Below are 25,876 nucleotides of genomic sequence, written 5' to 3' on the forward strand. Positions count from 1 at the left end.
AAGACAGGGGCGATTGCATGGTAAATGTTAGAATAGAATGTAAATCAGAATTCAGAATTTATGGACGTAGGACTTGGGTAGAACAGGATAATGAAATGTTTGGTCAGTTCTGGGAAAAATGCAGACAGGAGGGTTTGACGGAGTTGTTCCGTAATAGCCTTAATAATCTTGAGGATACAGTTACGAATAGTTATGCCATAGGTGTCTCGCGCGTTGAAAAAGATCCGGCCAATCGAAGCTTTTGGTTTTATGTCGCTACGGAAAGTGAACAGGCCCCGGAGGGCTGGGGGTTGGAGGAATACACTGTGCCAGCTTCGATGTGGGCAATCTTTGACAATTACGGAGAAACTGTTGACGCCTTAATTGAGGCTGAACTGTATGCGTTTGAAGAATGGCTCCCTAATTCTCCATATGTTCATGCAAATGTACCAGAAATAGAAGCCTACCCGCCCTCTAAAATAGATGAAGTAAATTGTTATGAGTTTTGGCTGCCGATCAAAGAAAATTTCAATGATTAGAACTGGATGATGAGATGAATTATTACGATAAGGTTCAACAGACAATTGATTATATTGAACTACATCTAACTGAAGATTTAAGTCCGGCTATTATTGCAGAGCAGATCTTTTTTTCATTGACTCATTTTTATCGGATTTTTCGGGGGTTGGTTGGAGAATCTGTGAAGGAATATATTCGTAAACGGAGATTAAGTCAGAGTGCCATTGAATTGCTTGCTGGTGAGAAGCGAATCATTGAAATCGCCATGGAGTATGGCTTTGAATCACAAGAAACCTTTAGCCGTGCTTTTACGAAACAGTTCGGAATTACACCAGGCAGGTACAGAAGAGACAAGAATGTTATTGTTCTATATGAGAAGGCTAACATAGGCCAGAGGTTAAACATACAACGAGCCATCCAGTCTTCTGGATCAGTTCATACCAAGATTGTATACAAGAAAGCATTTCAAGTTATTGGTCTCCAAGCGATGGTAAGGCCAGGGTCTGGCACGATAGCAGAACTGTGGACTGCTTTTAATGCTAAGTGGCCGGAGATGGAAGGCTTGTCCTTGTCCCAAGCCCGTTTAGGAATATGCGAATATTATCCGGATATCACAGATGAAAGTGATTTCTCCTATATCGCCTGCAAAGAAGCTGCTCAACCTGAGCGGGTTCCTTCAGGGATGATAAGTAGAAGAATTCCAAGCTCAAAATATGCGGTTTTCTCACATGATGATTCCATCTATCACTTAAAAGACACGTACCAGTTCATATACGGAGTATGGTTGCCTGAATCAGGTTATGAGTTGGCTGAACTGGATACCATCGAGTATTATGAGCCCAATGTGGAGCATTCTGACTATGAGTTGGCAATATATATCCCCATTCAATAGCACCCTCGGCCCTTAAACATTCAATAAACAGTAACATTTTTCAGTAAAATTCACTGGAGTTGCTTAAAATTTTAGATTAAACTGATTCTATACTTTGGGATAAGGCAGGGGATTGCAAGCTGGAAGATGAATTGTTTAATCAGACGGTCGCTGAGCTGTTAGCCCTTTCTGACAGCAAGGTGAAGGTAACCGTCGAGCCCAGGTTCCGGAAGAATCGGCTGGTTGGCGGCAAATATCATTTGGGCAGTCATACTATTTATCTATATAAAGAAGAGATTGTGAGGCAATGCTGTGAGCTGTTCGGTTCACCTTGCCGGCTGAAGGAATACATTGCGGTTATATTGGCCCATGAGCTAGGGCATTCCGAGGATCTGGAGCTGGAGCAGCTAGCCGCTGCTCTGGATGGCCCCCTGACCGGAAGGCAAGAAGCCGAAATCCGGCTGAGGATTGAGGAGAATGCGTGGGCGTATGCGAGCTCCTTACTGACTGAAGCAGACCCTTCGTTTATGCATATTATTAGGGAAGAGTCTCTCTTCAGTTACCGTGATCAACTAGACCGGTTCCATATTGCTTAGAACTAGTGAAAAGGCCAGGTTCTCTTTCGAGAACCTGGCCTTTATCTTTATATTGCTCTATAGGGTTGATGCCTTATTTAATTGTCACGTTGACGCGCCCTAGCTTCGCCGCCTTTGCGCCCTGCTTCTTCACGGCTCATCTTGCCGTCGTCTCCATTGCCGCCTGAATTGCTGTTGCTGCGGGCTTCTCCGCCTTTTTCGCCAATTTCCTGGTAAAATTCACGGTCATGGTTTCTTGCCGTGGCTTCGCCACCCTTACGTCCCGCTTCTTCGCGGCTCATCTTTTGATCATTCTGGTTGTTCTGTGCCATTCGAAATCGCTCCTTTTCGGGTATTGAGTATTTTTTGTTGCACTTTTAATTTACCCGCACCTCTGGGTATGAAACATAGATTTAGAGAATTTCTCCCAGATATAATCGTAGAGTGATAGTCACTGCTGCAACCATTCCCGCTTCAATATGGCGAATTGCTGAGTGTTCTCGTATTTGGGGGTGCCGTCGGCGTTGGTGGTGAACGAGATGAATTCCATGAAGCAGCCCTCTCTGCGCATCCCCAGCTTCTCACACAGCTTTTGCGATTTGGAGTTGTCATCCTCAACGTACGCATAGATTCTTCTGGCTTCTTGTGTGATGAACAGGTATTGCAACAGTGCACGGGCGCTTTCGCTTGCATACCCGCTGCCTTCATACTTAGGATTCAAATGCCATCCTACACTGTAGGTATCCGGTTCTTCTTTCATGCAGAATAATTCGCCAATGATAGAGCCGGTATCCTTCAGGCAGACCGCAAGATGGGAGTCGTCCTGACTCTTGGTATTCGCGGTGGCCACGGCTTCGTCCAAGGTTGAGATTCGTTCGCTGAGGAAGCAGTTAACCCTTGGATTAGCCAGATACTCCAGCATCCCCGGGGCGTCGGTCTCCCGGAAGTTTCTGATGATTAACCGGTCGGTGATTATTTCTTGCATGATACATCCTCCTTAAGTGTGGGTGAGAGCCGTGTTTACAAGCAAACGAAGATTAACTGAATACTGGTTCCCATTCCTTGTAAAAGCGATTTCGCCTCTATGCTGCCCGATGATTTTTTGGCAGGTTTTCAGCCCGATCCCTGTACTATGGACCTCCTGGGCTTCTGTTTTGATAGTATTTTGAATATGGATCATTAACCAGCGGTCTGTAATTCCATACTGGATGCTGACAGTGTCGGCCGTATCGGCGTACTTAATGATATTGGAGAAAATGTTATCAAACACGCGCCGGAACGAAATCAGATGAAGCTCCATGCGGAAGGGGATACTGCCGGGTTCCCATTCCACCTGGAATCCATTGTTCTCCAGCAACATGAACTGCTCATCCATTAATTGGTCCATTAATTGAATTCCATCGTAGGTTTCGAACTCCAGATCGTTGTCCTCCGTGTTAAATACAGTAAAGTACTCGAATAGCTTGTCCGATAGATGTTTGATTTGGTAGGCTTTTTCCCTGCTGCTATGGATGTATTTCGTTAGTGCCTCATTATTCTGATATTTCTTGTATTCGATAATGTCCAAATAGCCGACCAATGCCGTAAGCGGTGTCCGTAGATCATGAGACATGGCGGTAACCAGCTCGCTGTTGGCGACTCTGGCTTGCTCTTCGCTCTCCAAGCGCTCAATAAAAGACTTCCTCATCTCATTAATGCTCTCCGCGAGGGAAGACAGCTCGTCGTTGCCCTTCATAGTAATGGGATAGGTCAGGTTTCCTCCCTCCAGAATTTTGATTTCGTTCTCCAGCACCCCAATGTAGGAGGTTTTCCGGTTGATGAAGAACAGGACAAGAACGATGAAGAATAGAAATGACAGAATCACACCAAGAATAGTGATAATATGGTAATACTTGTATTCAAAGAAATATTCCATATAGACTTGAGCAGTCGTGTCGGCAAATTCAATATTGGATAAGAGCGGATCATGGGTTAAGCTGGGCTGTAACATTACTTTCTGATTCTCGGCCGTTGAAGTATACCCGTCGGTGGAGTAGAGCAGCTTGTGGTTTGAATAGATATACAGGCTGATATACTTCGCGTCCCTAACCCAGGCAGTGATTTGATCGTGATCCTTAAGCGAAAGATGGTGCTCGGAGACATACGTTTTGAATTTGGGAATGGCTGATTTTTCTTGCTTTTCAATGAATGTGCTTTTGGTCAGATAATGCTCCAATAGCCCTTCGCCTGTGGCTTGCAGCCACAAGAACAGAGCTGCCGACAGAAGAAAGGAAACCATAAGGCACAAGATTAATTTTAATTTCAGCCTGCTCCAGCGAAGCTTGTTATTCAATCCGGTACCCCTTTCCCCATACGGTTTTGATGAGCTTGGGATTCTGGGGGTCTTTTTCCAGCTTCATTCTGAGATTCCGGATATGAACCATGACTGTATTGTTGCAGCTGTAGAAATAAGGCTCCTCCCAGACGCTTTCGTACAGATTTTGTGCGGAGAAAATCTTGTTTCTGTTACTGGACATCAGGGCCAGCAGCTTATATTCAATTTCGGTCAGGGTAAGCTCTTTCTCATTCCTCCTTACGTCGTTGACCGTAGTATTCACGGTTAGTTCGTTGAAGGTAATAACGTCTGGGGGCGCTGGGGTATCTTTACCTTTATATACATAATATCTTCGGAGCAGGGCCTTCACCCGTGACACTAGTTCGGTATAGGAGAAGGGCTTGGACAGGTAGTCATCGCTTCCCGCAGAGAAGGCCAGATATTTGTCAGAGTCTTGCGTTTTGGCCGTCAAAAATAGAATCGGAGCACTTGTCTTCTCCCGAATCTCTACACAGGCCTTGAATCCCGACTTTCTGGGCATCATGATATCCAGGATGATCAAGTCTATGGTATCGTCTACTTTATTCACAGCGTCTTCGCCGTCTACTGCCTCTGTCACGTTGTATTGTTCGCTCTCCAGCAGCACCCGGACAATCTCTCTGATCTCATTGTTGTCGTCAGCTATGAGTATCTTCTTGGTATGATTCATCCATCCCCCTCCTCTGCGCCGTGCCGTGCTTCCATTATAGATTGTACCTGTCCCGTTAACCACAGCCTGGAGGCGACTTAAGAATTCTTAAGAATTATAATGCCCCAATCTTAAGAAGATTCCCCTATGCTGGGTACATCGTAAGCCAGTGAAGAGAGGGATTCATTATGGAATGGTTATCGCACAAAAAGCGGGCCGGCAAAATTGTTCTCGCTTGCTTGGGAATGGTACTTACTATTCTTTTTCTCCAATACTTACCGCAATTACTTAAGCTGACCGTGTCGCTGGAGAGCTTTCGGGAATACATCCTCTCTACGGGCAAGCTGGGGCCGATGATCCTTGTGTTTTTTCAGGTGCTCCAGACGGTTATTGCACCCATACCAGGGGAGGTCATTCAGATTGCCGGGGGATATATTTATGGGACAACCTTAGGAGCGCTCTTCGTTACCGGGGGGATGCTGCTAGGGGCGGTTATGGCGTTCTACTTCACCAGGCTTCTGGGCGGAGCTTTCATTGAAGGTCTGCTGACCAAAGATAAATTCAAGTGGATGGCGGCGATGATGGACAGCAGCAAGTTCTCGGTCTTCCTGTTCATTATCTTTATCATCCCCGGACTCCCCAAGGATGTATTCATTTATGCAGCAGGACTGACGACGATCAAGCCGTTAAGATTCTTTGCAATTCTAGTGATCGCCAGGCTTCCGTGGCTTCTGGCCTCTGTGAGCATTGGTGCTAACATCTATCACAAGAATTATGGCTCAACCATCGTCATATCCGCTATCTCTGTCGTAGCCTTTGTCCTGGGGTTAATCTATAAAGATAAGATTATGAATCGGTTAAGATGAGTGGGTATTGTCCTCTCTATGCTTCCTCCGGTACTGGGCCGGTGTCATGCCATATACCTTTTTGAAGATGGAATAGAAGGTGTTCAGCGACGAGAAGCCGGAATTCTGGACGATGGGCTCAATGGGCGAGTCGGAGGCCAGTAGCTCCTGACAGATGAAGTTCAGGCGCTTCTCCGAGATCTTGTCCGTGACGGACTGGGTGGTCTCCGCTTTATACAAACTGCGGAAATAATTCACGGATAATCCCAGATGATCGGCCAGCATGGTTGCAGACAGGTTCGGATCGGTTAGTTGTTCATCAATGAACCGGTCCGCCTGCTCGATCAGCGCCGCGTTCTTGGACAGGCTGCGGGCAGTTACGATATCTTCGAGTGTCTTGGTTACCAGGGCTTCCATCCATGGCACTACGTTGCCCATCGTCTCCTGCTGGTTAATCTGCTTTTCGATCGAGGTCAGACCCCATGAACTGGGCAGCGGCTGGACGGAGTGCTCCTGCATGAGACGGCGTATATCCATAAATAAGGTAATCAGCGACATTTTACATTCAAAATAGGGCATTTCCCGCAGCTTGACTACGGCAGAACGTATCACTTCCAGCACCGTCTCTGCGTTCCCCTTGGGTAGAGCCTGAGCGATCTGCCGCTCCTTGTTCACAGGCAGGTGATACAGCTCTCCGGCTGCACCGGGCAGCCACGCTTGTACGATGAGTGCTCTGTGTCCGAAGCGGAACCGTTCCTGCGTCAGCTCATACGTCTCCATATATACCTCATGCATATCGGTCAGGACGGGCAGCATTCTGCCCCAGGCAACAGTTGTTCCAACGGACAAATACTGCTCTATTAACTGTTGCGATCCTTGCAGCTTCTTCACATATTCCTCGGTCAAGGGGGCGGATAGGACAACGGCTACGTGATCGTCACCCATATCCACCGTTTGCAGCTTATGCCTGGACGATTGCAGCGACTCTTGAATAATATTGGACATGGCGAACCGGAGCAGACGCCGGTCCTTCTCCGGATAGGTCTCCGAGAATTCCGAGAAGTGGTCAATCCGGAAGATGGCCACCGACAGCTGATCTACCGGCAGGTCAATACTCCACTCCAGAAATTGCGAACCAATCTCCTCTGCAGAATGGTAAGTCTCCCCCAGGAAATCCCGTAGAAACCTCTCTCTGCCCAAAAATTTATGAACCCGCGATTGCTCAGTCAGTTCGTTAATCTGATTATGCTGCGCTATAAACACACTCGATAAGTAGTCTAGCTCATTGGTGCTGTATCCCAGACCGGGCTTTTCCGCTTGATGCTGCTGCATGACTCTGGTAATCAGTTCTTGAATGGGCGAATACACCCGTTTGGAGATCAGCACGATAACGGTCCATGAGGCCGCGAACAGGGCAATGAACAAGATCAGGCTGGTGTTGCGCAGAACTGTAATTTTCTCCAAAATGACAGACTTGGGTACCGTTTCGATAAAGGTCCAATCCTGGATTCCCTTAATGGAGATATCCGCGTATACCATTAGCTGCTCTCCCTGAGTTTGGGGATGAAAGAGCTTCCATCCGCTTTCGCCCTTAATCACGTGGTGCCTGAGCTCCGCAGTTTGTTCCTGATTCAAAGAAGTGCTGCTAAACACCGTCTCCTCCCGGTCATTCAGAACTGCAACTGATCTGTCGGCATACTTCGAATTGTTCTGAAGCAGGGTCATGAGATTATCTGTATCTACATTCATAACGAAAGCGGAGATGGAACTGCCTCTTTCGTAAAATCTGATGATGGTCATCACCTCTTTGGGTGTATTCCCGGTAAGAGGGAGAGACAGGGTCCTTGGGATAAGCACGCTGTGGTTCGCGGTATCCGGGTCTCGTAAACGCTTAATAATGTCCTGGTCGTAGAAAGTTTCCGCATCATTCAATCCAAGTCTGGAATCAACAACCGTATTCGTGTAATCGTTAATGAGGTATACCGAATCGATAGACGGATTGGCGTTCTTAATGTCCATAAGCCGGCTCCATACCTCGAAGGTTTCAAAATCGCTGTACTGATCTGAAAGGGCATATACCTTGAGAGCGCTGTCATCACTGGAAGAGAAGCTGAATTCCAGCGCCCATTCCATCAGCCGCGCGGTGTTCTGGGCGCTGTTCACCAGCAGAGATTCGGAATGATCGCCGATCTCCTCCAGAAGCGTCTTGGAGGACTGCCAATAGAGCAGTGCAAAGGATACACCCAGCACCAGAACGTTTGCGCTGACGAAATAAAAAATAAGCTTCATATAAGTAGGATGCTGTTTCAGCGATGCGAGGAGCGGACGTCTGAATTTCATTGCTGGAACCTCCGTAATCTTAACTGCCGGGCATAAATTGTAGATTTATTATAGCATACCGGGCATATTCGTCTTCAGAATCGTTCATTTCCGAAGTAGTGTTGTTTTTGGGAAGTTCGTAAATCTGCGCTTGCAGGAGTTATCGGAGCTTTTCAGAATTGCCGTTGCCGCAAGGGCTTGATAAGGTGACGGCAGAGATAACGGGACGCTCTTGGGGCGATTGCCGGTCTTGAGAAAGGGGGGATGTAAAAATGAACTACCAGCTTAACGCAGGTAAACGTTCAAAATGGAGGCATATCGTGCAGAATCCTTTTCTGTATGTGATGGCTGTACCGGGGCTGTTGTTTTTTCTCGTGTTCAGTTATTTGCCCATATACGGGATTATGATTGCCTTCAAAGACTATGATTTTGCCAAGGGGATCACGGGGAGTGACTGGGTAGGGTTTAGAAATTTTGATTACTTTTTTACATCAGATGACTTCTGGATTATTCTGCGGAACACACTGATGCTCAACGTGCTGTTTATTGTGTTTACGACAGCGGCTGCCGTTCTGATTGCGCTCATGTTCAATGAGATCCGCAATAAGTATTTCAAACGGATCTCGCAGTCGCTTATTTTCCTTCCTTATTTCATGTCCTGGATTGTGATCGGAATGATTGTGCAATCCTTGTTCGGCGGGGAAGAGCCCATGATTAATGTCTGGCTGCACAATATCGGCATGGAACCGGTCAACTGGATGTTTGAGTCGAAGCTTTGGCCGTATATACTGACTGTAATCCGTGTGTGGCAAGGTGCTGGTTATCTTTCGATAATTTTCCTGGCTTCCATTACGGGAATACCGGAGGATCTGTACGAGGCTGCCCGGATTGACGGAGCATCCAAGCTGCAGATTGTAACCCGCATTACATTGCCGCTGCTGGTGCCGACGATTATGATTATGACGCTGCTGGCCGTAGGCAAAATTTTCAATGGTGACTTTGCGATGATCTATGCCATCATTGGAGACAACTCCATGCTGTATCCGACTACGGACGTTATTGATACCTTTGTCTTCCGCTCGATGAGACAGCTGCACGATTTCGGCATGTCTTCGGCTGTAGGCCTGTTCCAGTCCATTATGGGTCTGATCTTCGTCATTGCCGCCAACTGGGTAACCCGGAGGGTATCTAAAGAATCTGCTTTATTCTAGGAGAGTAACTATGAAACAGAAACATAGCGCTGCGGATCGCACCTTTACGGCATTCGCCCATACGTTCATTTTGCTGTTCACTATATTTTGTCTGTTTCCTTTTCTGCTGATGATTGCCGGCTCGTTTACGGATGAGGAGGAGCTGATTGCACACGGCTACACCTTATTTCCGCAAAAATTATCGCTGGCCGCTTATAAGGCGGTTCTGCAATCCGATGTATTGTTCAACGGCTATGGCGTCACCGTGTTTATTACGGTTGTCGGGGCCTTAAGCGCCCTGTGCATTTCGGCCATGCTTGGCTATTCACTGGCGAATAAACGGAATGTTCTGCAAACGCCTTTTCTGTTGTTCTGCTACTTGCCTATGCTTTTCTCGGGAGGTATCATTCCGTTCTATATTGTGGTCAGCCAGTGGCTGCATTTGCAGAATACGATCTGGGTACTGATTCTAACCATGCTGTGCCAGCCATTCCTCGTCTTCCTGCTGGTCAGCTTCTTCCGCACCATTCCTGAGGAGCTGGAGGAAGCCGCCAGAATAGACGGAGCCAATGAGATGAGAGTGTTCTTCCAGATTATGATTCCGATCTCGAAGCCGATTCTGGCTTCTGTCGGGCTCTTCTATGCGCTGAGCTTCTGGAATGACTGGTTCATGGGACTAATGTTCATCGATAATGAGAAATTATTCCCGCTGCAGTTAATTCTGCGCCGGATGGTCTCCAATATGGAGGCGGCCAAGAATCTGATTCCTTCCGGTGCGGCGATTGCAGTGACACCACCGACTTATGGGGTGCGGATGGCGACCACAGTACTGACCATCGGCCCGATTGTACTGCTGTATCCGATGCTTCAGAAATATTTTGTCAAAGGTCTAACGGTAGGAGCGGTAAAAGGGTAAGCCATTCAGATTGTGTCCATAGATATGGGAGGGTTATGAGATGAGGTTAAAAAGATGGTTTGGCACGGCAACAACAGCGGTATTGGTATCGTCACTGGTGCTCGCGGGCTGCGGGGGAAATGCGAAAAATGAAGGCAATGCAGCGAATTCTCCGTCCAGTACAGACAGTGCAGCTCCTGCTGCCAAAGACATTGTGACGCTAAAGGCTTATTTCCCGGGAGATAAACCTGCGGGGTTCGATACTGTGCTGCAGGCGGTTAACGACAAGCTGAAAGCGGATAATATCGGAGCCGCCCTGAATGTCAATTTCATGCCATGGTCCGATTACGGGAATGCGGTATCCGTGAAGATGTCTGCCGGGGAAGAGTTCGATATGTATCTGGATGCTCCTTGGATATCCATGAACCAGATGATTGAGAGTAAATCTCTGATGGAGCTGGATGCGGCAGTGGCTGCACGGCCCGAGCTGAAGGCGTCCATTCCGGAGGAAATGTGGGAGTACAACAAGTTCGGCGGCAAAATTATGGGTGTTCCGCTCGGCACCACCCAAGGCCAGCTTTATGGCCTGCTGATCCGCAAGGACTTACGCGAGAAATACGGGCTTCCCGAGCTGAAAACGCTGGGTGACCTGGAGAAATTCCTGTATGCGGTCAAGGAAAATGAGAAAGACGTCAAGCCGTTTGTCATTAACGGAATTAAGGCGGATAAGCTGCCATTCATTCTGAGTGACTCTGCGAATCTGGCAAAGGATGAAGTGCTGGAGATTGGGGTCAACATGTTCTCGTATTCGATCAAGGATAAGAAGGTCATTGGCCAATGGGTGAGTCCGACGATTGCCGATGCCTATGAACGTGTCACCAAATACTATAAGGATGGGATTATCTCCAAAAATATTGCCCAGGAGCAGAATGCAGAGACGCTGTTCAAGCAAGGTAAATATGCAGCAACCTACTATGCAGCAGATGGTGTAGAGGGACTGAAATATTCGGAAATGCTGAAGGATGGCAGCGACAAGCTGGAGATTTTCATTCCGAACGGGGAGCAGGCCAAGCCTTATACGGCTTATCAGCAATGGAACTTCCTCTGTATACCGACGACTTCCAAGCATTCGGATACAGTTATGGATGTAATGAACTGGCTGTCGATTAAGGAGAACCATGATCTGATGGAATACGGCATTCAAGGGAAAGACTGGGAGCCTGTCGGCGATTCGAGCTATAAGGTACTGTCCAGCTATACCTTCCCTGGTTATGTGCTGACCTGGCGGCCGACGCTGAACCGTACACCTGACAACATGATGCCGGATGACAAGAAGTGGTTCGATTTCTCGACCAAGACATCCAACTTCACGCTGAGTCCTATTGCAGGCTTCAACTTCAACGCCGAGAAGGTAAAGACGGAATATGCCAAAATCACGCCGCTTCATGATTCGATCTTCCTGCCGCTCAGCCAAGGCCTGATCCCTGCAGAGGAAGGAAAGAAAACGATGGAGGACAAAATGGCCAGTCTCGGCGGGCAAAAAGTGGTCGCTGAAATCCAGGCCCAGATTGACGCCGTCACCGCAGGGAAATAACAGCATTTCAAACACAGAAAGAGGTTACTCCAATGAAAATAAACCGCAGCGCGCACAATCCGCTGATTGAGGCCGGGGATGTTGCTCCCTCCCGTCCCGATTTCCAGGTGCTGGGCGCGTTCAATGCAGGCGTTGCGCAGTTACAGGATGAGACGATCCTCTTACTGCGCGTTGCCGAAGCGCCAATACCGGACCGGGCGGACGAGGTACTCGTTCCCCGGCTGAATGAGGCAGGGACGGAGGTGCAGGTTGAGCGTTACGACAAGAACGATCCGGGCTATGATTTCGCCGACTCGCGCTTTGTAGCCAAGGATGGACAGACGGTGATGCTCACCTCCTTGTCCCATCTCCGGGTAGCGCGGAGCCGGGACGGCATTCATTTCGAGGTGGAGCCGCAGCCGGCCCTGTTCCCGGAGCATCCCCTGGAAGCATGGGGGATTGAAGATCCGCGTGTGACCCAGATCGGGGACACTTATTACATCACTTACAGCGCTGCTTCCGCGCGCGGAGTCGGCGTAGGGCTGGCGGAAACCAGCGACTTCCGGACATTCAAACGGCGGGGGATTATGCTGCCTCCCGAGAATAAGGATGTTATGATTTTCCCCGAGAAAATTGGCGGCAAATACTACGCTCTGCATCGTCCGGTGCCGAAGTCATTCGGCGCTCCCGAGATGTGGATCGCCGAATCACCCGATCTCGACCATTGGGGGAACCACCGCTTCCTGATGGGACTCGGCGAGCAGGGCTGGGACTCTGCCCGCATGGGTGGCGGAGCGGTTCCGATTCGAACCGAACGCGGCTGGCTGGCGCTGTACCATGGCGCGGACAGCAGCCACCGCTATTGCATGGGGGCGGTTCTGCTGGATCTGGAGGACCCGTCACGGGTCATTGCGAGATCGCGTGTCCCTGTGCTGGAGCCGGAAGCTGCCTATGAGGTGAATGGATTCTTCGGCAAGGTCGTATTCTCGTGCGGAGCCTTGCTGCTGGATCAGACGGTCCGCATGTATTACGGTGCCGCGGACGAAGTGATGGCAGTGGCGGACATCCCGCTAGAGGATATATATAATACGCTAGTGTAGAAGGCTGAGGGCAGTGCAAGCTGCCTTCTTTCATCCGCTAAAAGGAAAGCGCTGTCAAAATAATGGCCCCAGATAACAAAGGAGCGTGTACATGACTGTTAATACGCAAAGCAGGATCAAGAGATGGATATGTTTCGTTATGGTTGGTTTGATGATCTCGACCCTCGGGTTCCAATATCCTGTGTCGGCAGATGGCTCATCGCAAGAGCTGGCTGAAATGAAGCTGATGAAACAGCGGGTGGTAGACTTCTATATCTCCAAAGATATCATTAACGACGGAACGAACGGCCGGGTCGAATGGACCTTCAAATCACAGGCCGGGGCCTACTTATCTAGTCAAAAGGCGAATGGAAGCTGGGGCGATGTAGATTATACCAGTACGGCCTCCAGTGCCAACGGGCGGGCATGGTCGCCTTACCTTGCGCTGGACCGGATGCAGTCGATGGCGCAGGCCTTTGCTGACCCGAAGAGTCCCTACTATCATAATGAAGCCCTGCTGAAAGGTATTCAGAACGGGCTCGACTATTGGTTCACGGTAAAACCGACTTCAACCAACTGGTGGGAGACCGGCATCGGCAAACAACTGCGGCTTAGCAAAATTGCGCTGCTGTGTGAAGGCTATCTGACTACAGAACAGGCTGCCAATATTGTTGGTACGTTAGACAGCAAACCGAATACGATCGATGGGGCCAATTCGTCCTGGTACAATCAGAATTATATGATCCGCGGCTTATTGCTGGAGGATGCCCAGAATGTCCGTAGCGCTGTAGAGGCGTTTAACGTGCTCTCGGCGGTGACGGAGACGCTAACGGGAATCCAGTCTGACATGTCCTTTTTCATGCATGGGAAAACGAATTATACCACGGGTTACGGAAGAAGCTTCGCCAGAGATATGTCCTTCTGGGCCTATGTAGTCTCGGGCACAAGCTTCGCCTACAGCCAGGCGGCGATTGACTCGTTGTCCTCTTATGTGCTGGATGGGACCAGATACCTGGTGAGAGGCGATGTTGCCGATCTGGGCATGGGGATGAACGGACCGGAGTGGCCGGATTATGAGAGCTCAGCGCTGACCTTCTATGAAGATCCGCTGGAGTGGATGCAGGCGGCTAATCCGAAGCGGGCGGATGAATTCGCCGTATTCCTGAATAATATCCGGGGTATTGGCACAGTCACAGGCAATGGACTGGATGCGAACAATATGACGCAATGGCAGACCCTGGTCTCCTCTCATATGCGGAAGGATTACGGAATTACAGTCAAGATGTCCTCCAGCACGGTCAAGGGCGGCGAATGGAGAACGATTAATCCAAGCGGATACAACCTGCTCTACTGGACTTCGCAAGGCGCCACGGCCATCCAGAGAACCGGGGATGAGTACAGGACCGTGTACCCGCTGATGGACTGGGCTCATGTTCCAGGGACAACAGCTCCCTACGTATTCACCAAGGAGAATAATTTCAACAACCCGAAGACCTTTGTAGGCGGTGTGACCAATGAGCGTTATGGAGCGACTGCGTTTGATTTCAACAAGCTGAGTACCAGCGGTAAAAAAGGCTATTTCTTTTTCGATGATGAAATGGTAGCGCTGGGCGCAGGCATCACTTCAACGAACGCTGCACCAGTCCATACCACGCTGAACCAGAGTCTGGCAGCAGGCGATGTGCTTGTAGACGGCAAAGCCGTTGACGACGGAACCTCGCAGGTTAAAGGGCGCTGGGCGTATAACGATCATACCGGGTATATTTTCCCGGACAAGACGGATTTCCAAGTGAAGCAGGAGACGAAGACCGGGAAATGGAGTGATGTGGTTACTGGCAGTTCAACGGAGCCAATCACTAAACCAGTGTTCTCAATGTGGCTGGATCACGGCGTGAAGCCGGTCAATGCCTCCTATCAATACATTGTGCTGCCGGGTAAAACTGCCGGAGAGGTTGGCAGCTACGCAGAAGCAAGCCCGATAAGTATTCTCGCGAATACAGCTTCCGTGCAGGCAGTCCGGCACCGTTCGCTGGGCATTTCGGAATTGCTATTCTATCAGCCGGGTACGGTGACGCTAAGAGAAGGACTGACCGTTACCGTAGACAAACCTTCGATGGTGGTCGTCGATGAATCCGCGGACCCTGTCCGCATCTCGGTGGCTAATCCTGAAACCCCGGGAATTACAGTGAACGTGACGCTGAACCGGAATGGGGACAAAACGACAACCACCTATAGACTCGGCAAAGATACGTTCACCGGCCGCAGCGTGACCCTGAACGAGGGAACCTCGCTCGACGACAGAGGATTCGATCTCGCTTACAGTAAAGGAGCGACTGCTTCCTCCAGCGAGAGCAAGCAATTTGCCTCGAATGCTACGGATCTGTACAGAAGCTCCTATTGGAGCTCCAGTGCTTCGGACAACGAGTGGATCTATGTCGATCTGCAGGATCAATATACGATCAATAAAGTTAGGCTAAATTGGCAAAAGGCCTATGGGAAAAGCTATAAAATTCAAGTATCGGACGATGCGGTCACCTGGAAGGATGTTTACACAACCTCGATGGGTGACGGCGGAATCGACGAGCTGTCCTTCGGTAAGGTCAGTGCCAGGTTCGTCCGGATGCAGGGCGTTCAGCAGGGCACCGGAGACGGCTATTCACTGGCTGAATTTAACGTATTTGAAGCGGTGGCGCCTAATCTCGCTGAAGGTATGCAGGTAAAGGCAAGCTCATCCAAAGCCGCCGACGTGGCAGTGGAGAATGCGGTAGACGGCTCATTGACGACCCGCTGGGGGTCCAACTATGCCGACCCGCAGTGGATTTACGTCGATCTTGGCGCTAGCCAGCTCATTTCCAAGGTTATGCTGCACTGGGAAAGCTCCTATGGGAAGGAATACCGGATTGAAGTCTCCGATACCATGGAGGACTGGAAGACTGTATACAGTACCGCGAATGGAGACGGTGAAATTGACGAGATCTCCGTAGGTCCGGTGAATGCCAGATATGTCCGGATGTATGGAACTCAGAGAGCATCCAAGTACGGATACTCGCTCTGGGAATTCAAAGTGTTCGGACCAGAGACGCAGCAAAGCGTTCCTGCCCGGATGGAGCTTGAGGCAACGCCATCCGTAACAGTGGGAGGCCGCATGTCCGTTACGGGAACCGTGTACGGCGACGGCGAACTTCCGGTTCCGGGTGTAGAGGTTGAGCTCACAGCCGCCGCAGGGAGCCTTGAACCTGCAAAAGTAACTACAGATGTGTACGGCCGGTTCAGCACCGTCTTTACCGCACCGTCTGTCCCTGGAGATGTCTCCATTGCAGCCGTCCTGCCGGCTAGTCCATCCGTGGCAGGGGCGATCACCGTGTCTGTAGAAAAAGAGGATGTACCTGTATCTGCCCGGATTGAACTGGAGGCCACGCCGTCCTCCGTATCCGCTGGAGGCAAAATTTCCGTTACAGGAACTGTCTATGACGGCGAAGAGCTTCCGTTAGCGGGCGCTGGGGTCGAGATTATGGCAGCCTCAGGCAGCTTCGAGCCTGCTTTTGCCGTAACGGATGAGCACGGCCGATTCAGCACGGTCTTTACGGCACCGTCCGCAGCCGGAGATGTGGTAATTACGGCTGTACTGACTGGCAGTCCTTCCGTGACGAATACGATTACCGTTACGGTAAGCAAGGCCATACCAGTCCCTGTGCTCATTGAACTTCAGGCGACACCGTCTGCCGTGAATACCGGAGATAACGTATCCATTGGGGGGATCGTCTACGATGGCGACAATCTTCCGGTCTCCGGCCTGGAGGTCGAACTCGCGGCTTCCTCGGGCAGCCTTGAACCTGCTCATGCCGTAACAGACGCGAACGGCCGGTTCAGCGCGATCTTTACGGCACCGTCCACACCTGGAGAAGTGGCGGTTACGGCGGTCTTGAGCGCGTATCCGTCCATTACGGGCAGAATTAACGTTTCGGTAAACGAGCGTTCGGGCGGCGGAAATGGCGGCGATCCCGGAGGAGAAGCGCCAGTGACTCCGTCAGTACCCGTACCGCCGGTTATTGTTGGGACGCCTAATAAGCCAGACGCTGGCACGCAAGCCCCGGCTACTCCGGTGCCCGGTCCATCCTTCACCGATATTGCCGGACATTGGGCCGAGTCCAGTATCCGCGAAGCCGTCAAGCAGGGCATCATTACAGGTTATCCGAACGGCTCTTTCCAGCCTAACCGTAACGTGACCCGTGCAGAATTCACGGTGATGCTGGCGAAGGCGCTGAAGCTTCAGAACCCAGAAGCAGCGTTGTCCTTCAAGGACAGTGACCGGATCGGTTCGTGGGCCAAGGCATCCGTTGCACAGGCGGTAGCTCTGGGAATCATCCAAGGGGATAACAACAGCAACTTCCGCCCGGATGCGCCTGTAACCAGAGCGGAAATGGCTGTTATGCTGGCGAGAGCACTACAACTGGCTCCTGTTGCCCGCTCCGCTGGATTCACGGATGACCGTGACATCCCAGTGTGGGCACTTGGAGCGGCAGCCGAGATGAAGAAGTCAGGACTGATGCAAGGCAAAGGCAACAACAGCTTCTTCCCGAAAGATGCCGCAACGCGGGCAGAGACGGTTACGGTTCTGCTGCGGATGTTGGAGGCTAAGAAGTAGGCAGAAAGGACCGTCCCGTAAGTGAATTATTGAATCCTAAACCTTGCCAACGTATAATTGGAAACAGTAAAATACAGCAAAGCAGCGATTCCGGTATTAAGGGGTCGCTGCTTTGTATTTTTAGTTATGTGCGGCTTGCTTCAGCAGGTTGCGGACAACTCTAAGTATGCGTCAAAGATGACGTGATGTTTTTCTTTTTTGTACAAAAAATCAAAATTATTGTAACGTTTTTATGTTTAGTTAGTCGTATGGATAGAAGGTGGTGAACTCTTGGATGGTTTAGATAAATTAGAAGGAGTCTATAATCAACATTTCCGCGACGTGTACCTGTTTGTGCTGTCTTTGAGCAGAGACGAGCAGATTGCCGAGGAAATCACACAGGAGACCTTTTTTAAAGCGCTAAAGCAAATTGATCAATTTAGAGGGGAGTGCAAAATGAGTGTTTGGCTGTGCCAGATTGCGAAAAACACGTATTTCTCCTATATGGATGCGCAGCGCAGGTTCGTACGGATGGCTGTCCAGGAAAAAGAAAATGGCGTTAATCTGGAGCAAAGTCTTATTGATCAGACTGAATCTCTGCGCATTCATAAAGTCCTGCACAGTTTAAGTGAGCCGTATAAGGAGGTTTTTATGCTCAGGTTATTTGGAGAATTGTCCTTTGACCACATTAGTCAAATTTTTGGGCGAACGGAAAGCTGGGCAAGAGTGACCTATCACCGGGCCCGGGCAAGGATACAGAATCTGTTGAAGGAGGATAATGGATGACCAGAATCCCATGTGATGTTATTCAAGATCTCCTCCCCTTGTATTATGATGAAATTTGCAGTGAAAGCACCAAGCAGCTGGTGGAAGAACACCTTGCTGTCTGTGCAGACTGCCGTTCCGCTCTGGAGCAAATGCAATCCAGCCTGAACTTGACCCTTCAAGAGAAGGAACTAAATACACTGGAGGGAAGCGGGTTGCAAAACATTAAAAAATGGTGGAGCCGTACCCGGTGGATCGCTTTTATCAGAGGTATGATTGTGGCTGCATCCTTATGCGGAATACTAATTATTGGATACTGGGTTCTGTTCCGCTGGAATATCCAACCGGTGTCGTCTGACCAAATTAAGATTTTTGATATAAGAGCCAGATCAAATGGAGAGATTGCTTTTCAGATTCAAATCAGGGGTGGTTATGCTCAAGTGAAGAACACTCTTAAGGATGATGGCAGTTACTATATAACCCCCGTTCATCCTCTTATCGTATCCAAAAGGGATAAGACAAACACTCCAGTCATTAGTGGGATGTACGTTAATCCGCTAAATCTAAGGGCCTATTATAAGAATCATGGTAAAGATACGGAAATTACGTCCATCTACTACGGCTCACCGGATCAGCCGATTCTAATCTGGAAAAAGGGAATGGCGCTGCCGGCAGGGGACTGAAGATCATGAAGGTACTATTTTCATTACTCATTGTTTTAAAACTAGCAGATGGGATACACTCTTATTATAAATTTGCCAGCAATGGAGGAATGGTTTGTGACAAGTAAAAACCAGATCATCGTCCCACATATTTGGTATGACAAGGATGCGGTAGCCGCAGCCCATTTTTACGCCTCGGTATTCCCGGACTCCCGGGTTACGAGTGTAACAACTATTCGTGACACGCCATCTGGCGACTGCGATCAGGTTTTTTTTGAGATTTGGGGGCAGAAGTTCATGGCGATCAGTGCAGGCCCGTATTTCAAGCTGAATCCGTCCGTATCGTTCTTCGTTAATTTTGACCCGTCACGCGACAAGGATGCAGTAGAGAAAATGGATGAGATATGGGACAAGTTATCCGAGGGGGGCACAGCATTAATGCCTCTTGGAGAGTACCCTTTCAGTAAGCGGTTTGGCTGGATTCAGGATAAGTATGGTGTGTCCTGGCAGCTAATGCTTATGGATGCTGAAGATGAGGAACGGCCTGCTATAGTGCCGTCATTTTTGTTTGTCGGTGAGAACTGCGGCAAGGCGGAAGAGGCGATGTCCTTCTATTTATCCGTATTCAATTCCTCCCGGCAAGGACTTATGACCCGTTACCCTGCAGGAATGGAGCCTGATCAGGAGGGAACGATTATGTTCGCTGACTTCATGCTGGAGAATCAGTGGTTCACCGTCATGGATAGTGCGCATAATCATGAATTCGCTTTCAATGAGGCTATCTCCTTCATGGTGAAATGCGAGTCGCAAGCGGAAATTGATTACTTCTGGGAGAAGCTGTCTGCGGTCCCTGAAGCCGAGCAATGCGGCTGGTTGAAAGATAAGTACGGGATATCCTGGCAGATCGTGCCCGGCGGAATGGACAAGATGATGAAGAAGGGTACACCAGAGCAGCGTGCGCGTGTGACGAAGGCTTTTCTTAAGATGAAGAAGTTCAACCTTGCTGCATTGCGCCAGGCCTATGAGGGAGAGTAAGAGCACCGCCCCTTAAGCTCTGCCAGATAAAACAATTATAATAAAAGCAAAAGCGATGAGAAACCCTCACCGCTTTTTTGACATGCGTTGCAACTAGTAGAGTAACAGAATTAATTCTTTGAATAGGGCTGATTCCCGGAGGTTCCAACCACGGAACTACACCGCCCGGCCGAGTTTGCTCCTAACGGACCTGAGGGACCCTATTCCCCGGAAAACGCCACGTTTTGCGGTTTAACGGACGGAGTGCGACTAGAATAGACTGTGGACAACCGTTAACGTACGGACCGATAATAGAAGTAACGGAGGTGTTCACATGGGAGAACAGCGTCAGCGATATAACGAAGAGTTTAAAAGGGAAACTGTGAAATTTATTCAAGAACAGACGAAGAGCTTCAGTGAATTAGCGGAAGAGCTAGACATCCCGAAAAGCACACTGCATCAGTGGATGGGGCAATATCGAGAGCTTAAGAATGAACCGGTAGCGAGTGTGGATCGGGTGAGGGAGCTCGAAGCAGAGCTGAAGGAAGCACGGCGTCAGCTCAAGGAACACCAAGATCAACTTGCCGACCGGGATGAAGAATTGGCTATCATAAAAAAAGCAGTGCACATCTTCAGCAGACCAAGGAACTCCGATTCCAGTTCATGAAGGACCATCGCTCCGAGTATCGCTTGGAGAAGATGTGCATAACCCTACAAGTATCCAGGAGCGGGTATTACAAGTGGCTGAGCGCCAAACCCAGTCCACAAGAACTCCACAAGGCTGCGGTGAAGGAGCGAATCCGGTACCATTTTGCCGACCACAAAATGCGGTATGGGAGTCCGAAAATCACCCGGTTGCTGCACCAGGAAGGCTATACCGTCACGGAACGTACCGTGAGTGTGTATATGCGGCAAATGAAGCTACGCTCGGTGGTATCTAAACCCTACCGCGTACAGACCACCGATTCTAAGCATAGCAATCCCATTGCACCGAACACGCTGAACCAAGAGTTTAAAGTACTGAAACCGAATACGGTATGGGTGACTGACATTACGTATATCCCTTGCCGGGGAGGTCGCTTGTACCTGGCCAGTGTCATGGATCTATGCACGCGTGAAATCGTAGGCTGGCGGTTGTATAACCACATGGAGACTAGCCTGGTTCTGGACGCCCTGCAGGCGGCCTATACAGCCAAACGGCCTGGTGCGGGACTCTTACACCACTCGGACCGAGGGTCTCAGTATACTTCTACTGAATACACCCAGCAGCTAAAGACATACCAGATGGAATCGAGCATGAGCCGCAAAGGAAACTGTTACGATAACGCCTGCATTGAGTCTTGGCACAGTATCTTAAAGAAGGAACTCATATACTGTAACCCCCGTTTTAAAACGCCTGAGCAGGCTTACCAAGCCATTTACCAGTACATTGAATTTTACTATAACCGTAAGCGAATGCACGGCGCGCTAGGGTATCTTTCACCCATCCGTTTTGCTAAGCAATGTACTGAAAAATCCGTTGCGTGAGCGTCTACTTTCTTGACAAAGGTCCAGAGTGGACCTTATCGTCTCTCTACGAGAGGTTTAAGAGTAGAAATTCCAAAAATAAGCTCCATGGGGTCCGTTCCTTTGCCCAAGGGGTGACTTTTATCCGGAATAAGTGCGCCTCAGTCCGTTACGCCTTGCCAAACGCCCGAATGAACAACTCCCATCTTCATCTGGGAATGCCACTTGAAGGGGGGACCTCTTTATAGAGCTCCATCCACTAATTTAAATCTGACGCTGTACTAGAATTGAGGGGGCTTTGCCCCTTATGGGCTTTTATTAGTTTTTATACTATTTTAAATTATCTATTGCATATTGCGCCTCTTGCTTAGTGAATCTTTCTCCATATTCTGAAATCAACTGATTGTAAATTTCCTTATCTGACATGTTCATTTCTGCATATGATTGTGCTGATAGTAGTGCATTCTCTTTCCAATCATATACAATGTTATCAATTGCATATTTAGCAGCTTCTTTAGGGAAATTCTCTCCATATTCAGAAGTCAACTGCTCGTAAATGCCTGCCTTAGACATATGCATAGACTCTGCATATGACTGTGCTGATCCTAACGCCGCTTTATATTCTCTAGGAATACTCGCCTCTTTTGCAGCGGCTTCGGCCTCAGCTTTTTCTTTAGCTTCAGCCTCGATTTTAGCTTTGGCTTCTGCTTCTTCTTTTTCTTTTTTCTCTGCTTCAGCCTTTATAGCTGCTTCCTCTGCGGCTTTCTTTTCTTCTTCAGTCAATACAGACGGGGCTGCTGTAGGAGCTATAGTTGCCTCTGCCATTACGGTCTTTGCCGGCTCAGAGGACGCCGCTTTGTCTTTATCGTTACCCATGTTACCAATACCTGCAAAGACAATAATTAGTACAACCCAAAACCACCACTTTTTATATACTGGCTTCTTCACTTATGTTCCCCCTATAATCTATTAATTTTGACATAGGACATTTTACCGATAGTAGGCCAATGTTACTATATCCTTTTTATTATCGGCACCAGAAATACAAAATTTTAGGCTTTTATACTATAAGGGGAAGAAAAATGAGTGATGTGGTCAAAGTAACGAAGGATCAACCTAAGATACCCCATTGTTCTCGAAAGATCGGACGAATGGTCGATGAACATATCTGGTTTATCTTTCTTGCAGAGCAGACGGGCCGGTTTCCTGACTTTTATCCCATCGGATCGTTTACAGTACGTGACAGGGCTGTTGAAGCAGTAGACAAGCTGCCTAATAATAAGAATTATCAACTTTTATGGTTGCCTGTTAATCGGATGTTTCCGTATTATCATAAGAAGAGATCTTGATGAGTAAGTTCAATTATTGTAAATATTCAATCGGAGGTGTTTAAGATGCGATGGGATGAAGTTCAGGAGCGTTTTCCGAATGAATGGGTCGTATAGTGAACTGCACTTGGAAGATCCGCACCTTGAATATTTCTTTTTTCACACCCCCTCCCAAGGTTGTGGCCCTGGAACGACATGTGGGAACCCCCGAGCAGCCCCACCAAAAGTCATGGAGGCCTTATTATATGAGTAGAGCATCAGAGCAGCAGTTGAATGATGGCCCTAAAATCCGCAAAGAACAAGACATTGTCTTCAAAATGATCCGCATCTATTGTAAGAAAAAACATCACGGGGCAGCGCTATGTGAGGAATGTCAGGACTTGAATGAGTACGCCGGGCAAAGACTGTCGCGCTGCAAGTTTGGTGAAGAGAAAACAGCGTGTGCGAAGTGCCCCATCCATTGTTATAAGCCGGTGTACCGCCAAAAAATTAAAGAGGTTATGCGTTATTCCGGTCCGTGGATGCTGCTATATCATCCGGTTGAGTCCATAAGGCACATCCCAATGCCCGATAAGTTAAAAAAATTAATATCCCGATAGCTGATGCACTCCCGCTGCGGCTTGTAAGGTCAGGGGACTTGGCAGAACTAATAGGAATGAGACCTATTCGTTGGACATAGAGTGGTACTACAGGAGGTGTTGCATGGTTATCCAACTTAGTATTGCTTTTGCTGCGATTGCCTTTATCTGTCTGGTTGTGTTTCTGATTCTTACGCTGCGCAAAGGAATGACTACCCTCGCAGAAACCAACAAGACGCTGGGGGATGTGAGGAATGCCATTCACGGGTTAACGGGAGAAGCTACACAGCTTATTCATACCGCGAACCAGGTGACCAGGGATGTGAAGGGTAAAATCAAAACGATAGATCCCATTTTTGAATCTGCGCACAATGTGGGTGAAGTCATTCAGACCGTGACCGAGTCATTCAAGAAGAATGCTTCGGATATAGGTCAAAGCTTAAAACAGGAGCCTGAGAAGCCTGCGGCCTCTGTCAAAAGTAAAAACGGCTCTATTCGTGTCAATACGAAATTTCAGTAACCCAATCTATCATGCTTATCAATGAAGGACACCGCGACCGGTGTCTTTTTTGATAGGCGTGCCCAGAGGCACGCATTATCTAGTTGGTGAAAGTCCAACCAAAGGAGGGACCAAGCTACCTTTGTAGCTAGGATGCTTGCACATGGCGAAATCTGTGTGTAAAAGCGCATCGACAAAAGTACTGGTCAGAGACCGGGCGAGCAACAATTCAGGCCGCAACATCAAGTGAATCCTGCCGCGTCGTCAAAAAGGCCCTGCAAAGGGGAACAGAGGGAGCCGAGTCCCGCTATTATGGACGAAGGCCAAGGAAGCTGTGCAGAACTTGGAACAACAGTGAAGAACCCTCCGGCGTATAGGGAACGGCATGGATTGAAAGATAATGCAGTGAACTGGGGAGACCCTCCCCCACACGGAATTTTTTTTTAGGAACCCGTAAAGAGGCGCTCTATAAGTCCAGAAGACGAAGTGAACCGTCTGTGGGAAGGGAGTCCGAGGGGCTCGTAGTACCGAAGAACCTAAGGACAACATAACCTTAGGGAGGGAAGGAGCCCTGCTTTGTTTACGCTTTTGGAGGAGGTACGAGTGAGTGAATGCCAAACGGCTAACGACACCCAAGGAAAAAGTTCAAGAACTCCAAGAAAAGCTAGGTCATGCGGCCAAGGAGAACAACAAGCGTAAATTCCACGCCTTGTACGACAAAGTCTACCGGTGGGATGTGCTATGCGAAGCCTGGAAACGGGTGAAAGCGAATAAGGGAGCTGCGGGAGTGGATGCCGTAACGCTCGCTGAAATCGAGAAACAAGGAGTGACGAGATTTCTCAAAAGCTGTGAGCAAGAATTGAAAGAAGGCAGCTACCATCCGCAGCCGGTTCGGCGGCACTATATCCCGAAGAAAGATGGGAAGCCAAGACCGCTAGGCATCCCTACCGTACGGGACCGTGTCTTACAAATGGCAACCAAACTGGTGATTGAACCCATCTTTGAAGCCGATTTTAAAGAAGTCTCCTTCGGATTTCGTCCAAAACGAAGTGCCAAAGGAGCGCTGGAGCGAATCCGGAAAGCCTGCAACCGCAAAGGAAATTGGGTAGTCGACGTCGATATCCAAGGTTACTTCGACCATATCAATCAAGAGAAACTCATGAAATTGGTACAGATGCGTATCAATGACAGACGGATTCTGAAGCTCATACGGAAGTGGCTTCATGCGGGAATAATGGAAGAAGGAAAGGTACGGCGCTCCGATCTAGGGACACCCCAAGGTGGTGTCATCTCGCCACTGCTGGCGAATATCTATTTGAACTACTTTGACCGGTTATGGGAAAAACACGGAAGTGGACTGGGAGAACTGACGAGGTATGCAGACGACTTCGTCGTGGTCTGTAAAACCAAAAAGGATGCAGAACATGCGTATGAACTCATCCGCACCATTATGGAACGTCTAGAACTCACGCTGCATCCGACCAAAACCCGCATTGTAGGTCTGTGGACAGGAGACGAAGGCTTCGACTTCTTAGGAATGCACCACCGAAAAACGAAAGCAGAAACTTCTCAAGGGAAGGTGTACTATACCACCCAGCAGTGGCTAACGAAGAAGGCAGAGGAACGTATCCGAGGCGTGGTCAAAGACCGATTAGCACCGCCCGGCATGCGCTGGAAATCGTTCGTGGAACACGTGGAATGGCTCAATCCAAAGATACAGGGATGGAGAAATTATTACTACACGAACTACAGCCAAAAGAGATTAGCCAAGCTGGATTGGTATATCCTGCAGCGATTTACGCGGTGGTATGCGAAGAAGAGACAACGGAGGAGATGGATGAGTTCATTCCCGGAGGTCAAGTATATGGTCAATAAGTGTGGACTAAAAACGCTATTGTAATCTGCATGCCCATGAATGACAAACATCGGAAAGCCGTATGAGGGAAAACCTCACGTACGGTTTGATGAGGAGGGGCTGGGTTGTACCAGCCCTTTACTCTAGAGCAATCATCTCGCTGCAAAATAATCATTATCTCATAATAGTGCATAGATG

The 25,876-nt window shown here is 48.9% G+C and carries 23 protein-coding genes; 17 read left to right on the plus strand and 6 right to left on the minus strand.

The window, feature by feature from the left end; genetic code table 11:
* The first annotated feature begins 17 nt into the window (after nucleotides 1-17).
* From KDC22_RS01020 to KDC22_RS01030, 3 genes are all read left to right on the plus strand, one after another.
* Nucleotides 18-518, plus strand: coding sequence for a GyrI-like domain-containing protein (locus KDC22_RS01020; RefSeq protein WP_211721779.1), 501 nt, complete (start codon nucleotides 18-20; stop codon nucleotides 516-518).
* Nucleotides 519-532: 14 nt separating this feature from the next.
* Nucleotides 533-1,390, plus strand: coding sequence for an AraC family transcriptional regulator (locus tag KDC22_RS01025; RefSeq protein WP_211721780.1), 858 nt, complete (start codon nucleotides 533-535; stop codon nucleotides 1,388-1,390).
* Nucleotides 1,391-1,521: 131 nt separating this feature from the next.
* Nucleotides 1,522-1,965, plus strand: coding sequence for a hypothetical protein (locus tag KDC22_RS01030; protein ID WP_246553208.1), 444 nt, complete (start codon nucleotides 1,522-1,524; stop codon nucleotides 1,963-1,965).
* A gap of 77 nt (nucleotides 1,966-2,042) precedes the next feature.
* On the opposite strand, the gene KDC22_RS01035 is transcribed toward KDC22_RS01030, so the two are convergent.
* From KDC22_RS01035 to KDC22_RS01050, 4 genes are all read right to left on the minus strand, one after another.
* Complete coding sequence (locus KDC22_RS01035; protein ID WP_173135550.1) at nucleotides 2,043-2,276, minus strand: KGG domain-containing protein; 234 nt, start codon at nucleotides 2,274-2,276, stop codon at nucleotides 2,043-2,045.
* Between the two features lie 119 nt (nucleotides 2,277-2,395).
* On the minus strand, nucleotides 2,396-2,929 hold the full coding sequence (locus tag KDC22_RS01040) for a GNAT family N-acetyltransferase (protein WP_173135547.1): 534 nt from the start codon (nucleotides 2,927-2,929) through the stop codon (nucleotides 2,396-2,398).
* Between the two features lie 12 nt (nucleotides 2,930-2,941).
* Nucleotides 2,942-4,222, minus strand: coding sequence for a sensor histidine kinase (locus KDC22_RS01045; RefSeq protein WP_211721781.1), 1,281 nt, complete (start codon nucleotides 4,220-4,222; stop codon nucleotides 2,942-2,944).
* 46 nt (nucleotides 4,223-4,268) lie between these two features.
* A complete protein-coding gene (locus tag KDC22_RS01050; protein ID WP_173135541.1) occupies nucleotides 4,269-4,967 on the minus strand; it encodes a response regulator transcription factor in 699 nt (232 codons plus the stop codon).
* A 167-nt stretch (nucleotides 4,968-5,134) separates the two neighbouring features.
* Here KDC22_RS01050 and KDC22_RS01055 point away from each other — a divergent pair, with 167 nt between their 5' ends.
* The gene (locus KDC22_RS01055) at nucleotides 5,135-5,812 is read left to right on the plus strand and encodes a TVP38/TMEM64 family protein (RefSeq protein WP_211721782.1); all 678 of its coding nucleotides are present in this window, start codon (nucleotides 5,135-5,137) and stop codon (nucleotides 5,810-5,812) included.
* On the opposite strand, the gene KDC22_RS01060 is transcribed toward KDC22_RS01055, so the two are convergent.
* Nucleotides 5,804-8,131, minus strand: coding sequence for a helix-turn-helix transcriptional regulator (locus KDC22_RS01060; protein WP_211721783.1), 2,328 nt, complete (start codon nucleotides 8,129-8,131; stop codon nucleotides 5,804-5,806). The two genes, KDC22_RS01055 and KDC22_RS01060, sit on opposite strands and share 9 nt — an antisense overlap.
* 251 nt (nucleotides 8,132-8,382) lie before the next feature.
* Between KDC22_RS01060 and KDC22_RS01065 the strand changes: the two genes are divergently transcribed.
* From KDC22_RS01065 to KDC22_RS33935, 10 genes are all read left to right on the plus strand, one after another.
* Nucleotides 8,383-9,321, plus strand: a complete 939-nt coding sequence (locus KDC22_RS01065; protein ID WP_173135532.1) for an ABC transporter permease — start codon at nucleotides 8,383-8,385, stop codon at nucleotides 9,319-9,321.
* A gap of 10 nt (nucleotides 9,322-9,331) precedes the next feature.
* On the plus strand, nucleotides 9,332-10,216 hold the full coding sequence (locus KDC22_RS01070) for a carbohydrate ABC transporter permease (protein ID WP_173135529.1): 885 nt from the start codon (nucleotides 9,332-9,334) through the stop codon (nucleotides 10,214-10,216).
* A gap of 40 nt (nucleotides 10,217-10,256) precedes the next feature.
* Nucleotides 10,257-11,789, plus strand: coding sequence for a DUF3502 domain-containing protein (locus tag KDC22_RS01075; RefSeq protein ID WP_211721784.1), 1,533 nt, complete (start codon nucleotides 10,257-10,259; stop codon nucleotides 11,787-11,789).
* 32 nt (nucleotides 11,790-11,821) lie between these two features.
* Nucleotides 11,822-12,868, plus strand: coding sequence for a glycoside hydrolase family 130 protein (locus KDC22_RS01080; protein WP_173135510.1), 1,047 nt, complete (start codon nucleotides 11,822-11,824; stop codon nucleotides 12,866-12,868).
* Between the two features lie 151 nt (nucleotides 12,869-13,019).
* Nucleotides 13,020-17,492 (plus strand): polysaccharide lyase family 8 super-sandwich domain-containing protein, encoded by a 4,473-nt coding sequence (locus KDC22_RS01085; protein WP_246553626.1) that lies wholly within the window; start codon nucleotides 13,020-13,022, stop codon nucleotides 17,490-17,492.
* A gap of 270 nt (nucleotides 17,493-17,762) precedes the next feature.
* Entirely contained in the window at nucleotides 17,763-18,257 is a 495-nt protein-coding gene (locus KDC22_RS01090; protein WP_211721786.1) for an RNA polymerase sigma factor, read from the plus strand.
* On the plus strand, nucleotides 18,254-18,919 hold the full coding sequence (locus KDC22_RS01095) for a zf-HC2 domain-containing protein (RefSeq protein WP_173135501.1): 666 nt from the start codon (nucleotides 18,254-18,256) through the stop codon (nucleotides 18,917-18,919). The genes KDC22_RS01090 and KDC22_RS01095 overlap by 4 nt, the downstream gene beginning before the upstream one ends.
* Before the next feature lie 96 nt (nucleotides 18,920-19,015).
* Nucleotides 19,016-19,933 carry a VOC family protein gene (locus tag KDC22_RS01100; RefSeq protein ID WP_246553210.1) on the plus strand — a complete coding sequence of 306 codons (918 nt, stop codon included), beginning with the start codon at nucleotides 19,016-19,018 and terminating at the stop codon, nucleotides 19,931-19,933.
* Between the two features lie 313 nt (nucleotides 19,934-20,246).
* On the plus strand, nucleotides 20,247-20,579 hold the full coding sequence (locus tag KDC22_RS01105) for a transposase (RefSeq protein WP_173141375.1): 333 nt from the start codon (nucleotides 20,247-20,249) through the stop codon (nucleotides 20,577-20,579).
* Nucleotides 20,576-21,439, plus strand: a complete 864-nt coding sequence (locus KDC22_RS33935; RefSeq protein ID WP_211722503.1) for an IS3 family transposase — start codon at nucleotides 20,576-20,578, stop codon at nucleotides 21,437-21,439. Before KDC22_RS01105 ends, KDC22_RS33935 begins: the two co-directional genes overlap by 4 nt.
* Before the next feature lie 309 nt (nucleotides 21,440-21,748).
* Here the strand turns inward: KDC22_RS33935 and KDC22_RS01115 are convergent, their stop codons facing one another.
* Entirely contained in the window at nucleotides 21,749-22,366 is a 618-nt protein-coding gene (locus KDC22_RS01115; protein ID WP_246553212.1) for an Ltp family lipoprotein, read from the minus strand.
* A 625-nt stretch (nucleotides 22,367-22,991) separates the two neighbouring features.
* Here KDC22_RS01115 and KDC22_RS01120 point away from each other — a divergent pair.
* From KDC22_RS01120 to ltrA, 3 genes are all read left to right on the plus strand, one after another.
* A complete protein-coding gene (locus tag KDC22_RS01120; RefSeq protein WP_211721788.1) occupies nucleotides 22,992-23,345 on the plus strand; it encodes a nitrous oxide-stimulated promoter family protein in 354 nt (117 codons plus the stop codon).
* A 103-nt stretch (nucleotides 23,346-23,448) separates the two neighbouring features.
* Nucleotides 23,449-23,844, plus strand: a complete 396-nt coding sequence (locus KDC22_RS01125; protein ID WP_211721789.1) for a DUF948 domain-containing protein — start codon at nucleotides 23,449-23,451, stop codon at nucleotides 23,842-23,844.
* A 586-nt stretch (nucleotides 23,845-24,430) separates the two neighbouring features.
* Nucleotides 24,431-25,723, plus strand: a complete 1,293-nt coding sequence (ltrA, locus tag KDC22_RS01130; protein WP_211720874.1) for a group II intron reverse transcriptase/maturase — start codon at nucleotides 24,431-24,433, stop codon at nucleotides 25,721-25,723.
* Nucleotides 25,724-25,876: the final 153 nt, after the last annotated feature.

This window comes from Paenibacillus tritici, from assembly GCF_018207515.1.
GTDB lineage: Bacteria > Bacillota > Bacilli > Paenibacillales > Paenibacillaceae > Paenibacillus_AQ > Paenibacillus_AQ tritici.

What these genes read in the sequence shown, in the direction of transcription:
- KDC22_RS01020 (WP_211721779.1), top strand. Translation starts at nt 18, where the DNA reads ATGGTAAATGTTAGAATAGAATGTAAATCAGAATTCAGAATTTATGGA.
- KDC22_RS01025 (WP_211721780.1), top strand. Translation starts at nt 533, where the DNA reads ATGAATTATTACGATAAGGTTCAACAGACAATTGATTATATTGAACTA.
- KDC22_RS01035 (WP_173135550.1), bottom strand. Translation starts at nt 2,276, where the DNA reads ATGGCACAGAACAACCAGAATGATCAAAAGATGAGCCGCGAAGAAGCG.
- KDC22_RS01040 (WP_173135547.1), bottom strand. Translation starts at nt 2,929, where the DNA reads ATGCAAGAAATAATCACCGACCGGTTAATCATCAGAAACTTCCGGGAG.
- KDC22_RS01045 (WP_211721781.1), bottom strand. Translation starts at nt 4,222, where the DNA reads ATGGTTTCCTTTCTTCTGTCGGCAGCTCTGTTCTTGTGGCTGCAAGCC.
- KDC22_RS01050 (WP_173135541.1), bottom strand. Translation starts at nt 4,967, where the DNA reads ATGAATCATACCAAGAAGATACTCATAGCTGACGACAACAATGAGATC.
- KDC22_RS01055 (WP_211721782.1), top strand. Translation starts at nt 5,135, where the DNA reads ATGGAATGGTTATCGCACAAAAAGCGGGCCGGCAAAATTGTTCTCGCT.
- KDC22_RS01060 (WP_211721783.1), bottom strand. Translation starts at nt 8,131, where the DNA reads ATGAAATTCAGACGTCCGCTCCTCGCATCGCTGAAACAGCATCCTACT.
- KDC22_RS01065 (WP_173135532.1), top strand. Translation starts at nt 8,383, where the DNA reads ATGAACTACCAGCTTAACGCAGGTAAACGTTCAAAATGGAGGCATATC.
- KDC22_RS01070 (WP_173135529.1), top strand. Translation starts at nt 9,332, where the DNA reads ATGAAACAGAAACATAGCGCTGCGGATCGCACCTTTACGGCATTCGCC.
- KDC22_RS01075 (WP_211721784.1), top strand. Translation starts at nt 10,257, where the DNA reads ATGAGGTTAAAAAGATGGTTTGGCACGGCAACAACAGCGGTATTGGTA.
- KDC22_RS01080 (WP_173135510.1), top strand. Translation starts at nt 11,822, where the DNA reads ATGAAAATAAACCGCAGCGCGCACAATCCGCTGATTGAGGCCGGGGAT.
- KDC22_RS01085 (WP_246553626.1), top strand. Translation starts at nt 13,020, where the DNA reads ATGATCTCGACCCTCGGGTTCCAATATCCTGTGTCGGCAGATGGCTCA.
- KDC22_RS01095 (WP_173135501.1), top strand. Translation starts at nt 18,254, where the DNA reads ATGACCAGAATCCCATGTGATGTTATTCAAGATCTCCTCCCCTTGTAT.
- KDC22_RS01105 (WP_173141375.1), top strand. Translation starts at nt 20,247, where the DNA reads ATGGGAGAACAGCGTCAGCGATATAACGAAGAGTTTAAAAGGGAAACT.
- KDC22_RS33935 (WP_211722503.1), top strand. Translation starts at nt 20,576, where the DNA reads ATGAAGGACCATCGCTCCGAGTATCGCTTGGAGAAGATGTGCATAACC.
- KDC22_RS01120 (WP_211721788.1), top strand. Translation starts at nt 22,992, where the DNA reads ATGAGTAGAGCATCAGAGCAGCAGTTGAATGATGGCCCTAAAATCCGC.
- KDC22_RS01125 (WP_211721789.1), top strand. Translation starts at nt 23,449, where the DNA reads ATGGTTATCCAACTTAGTATTGCTTTTGCTGCGATTGCCTTTATCTGT.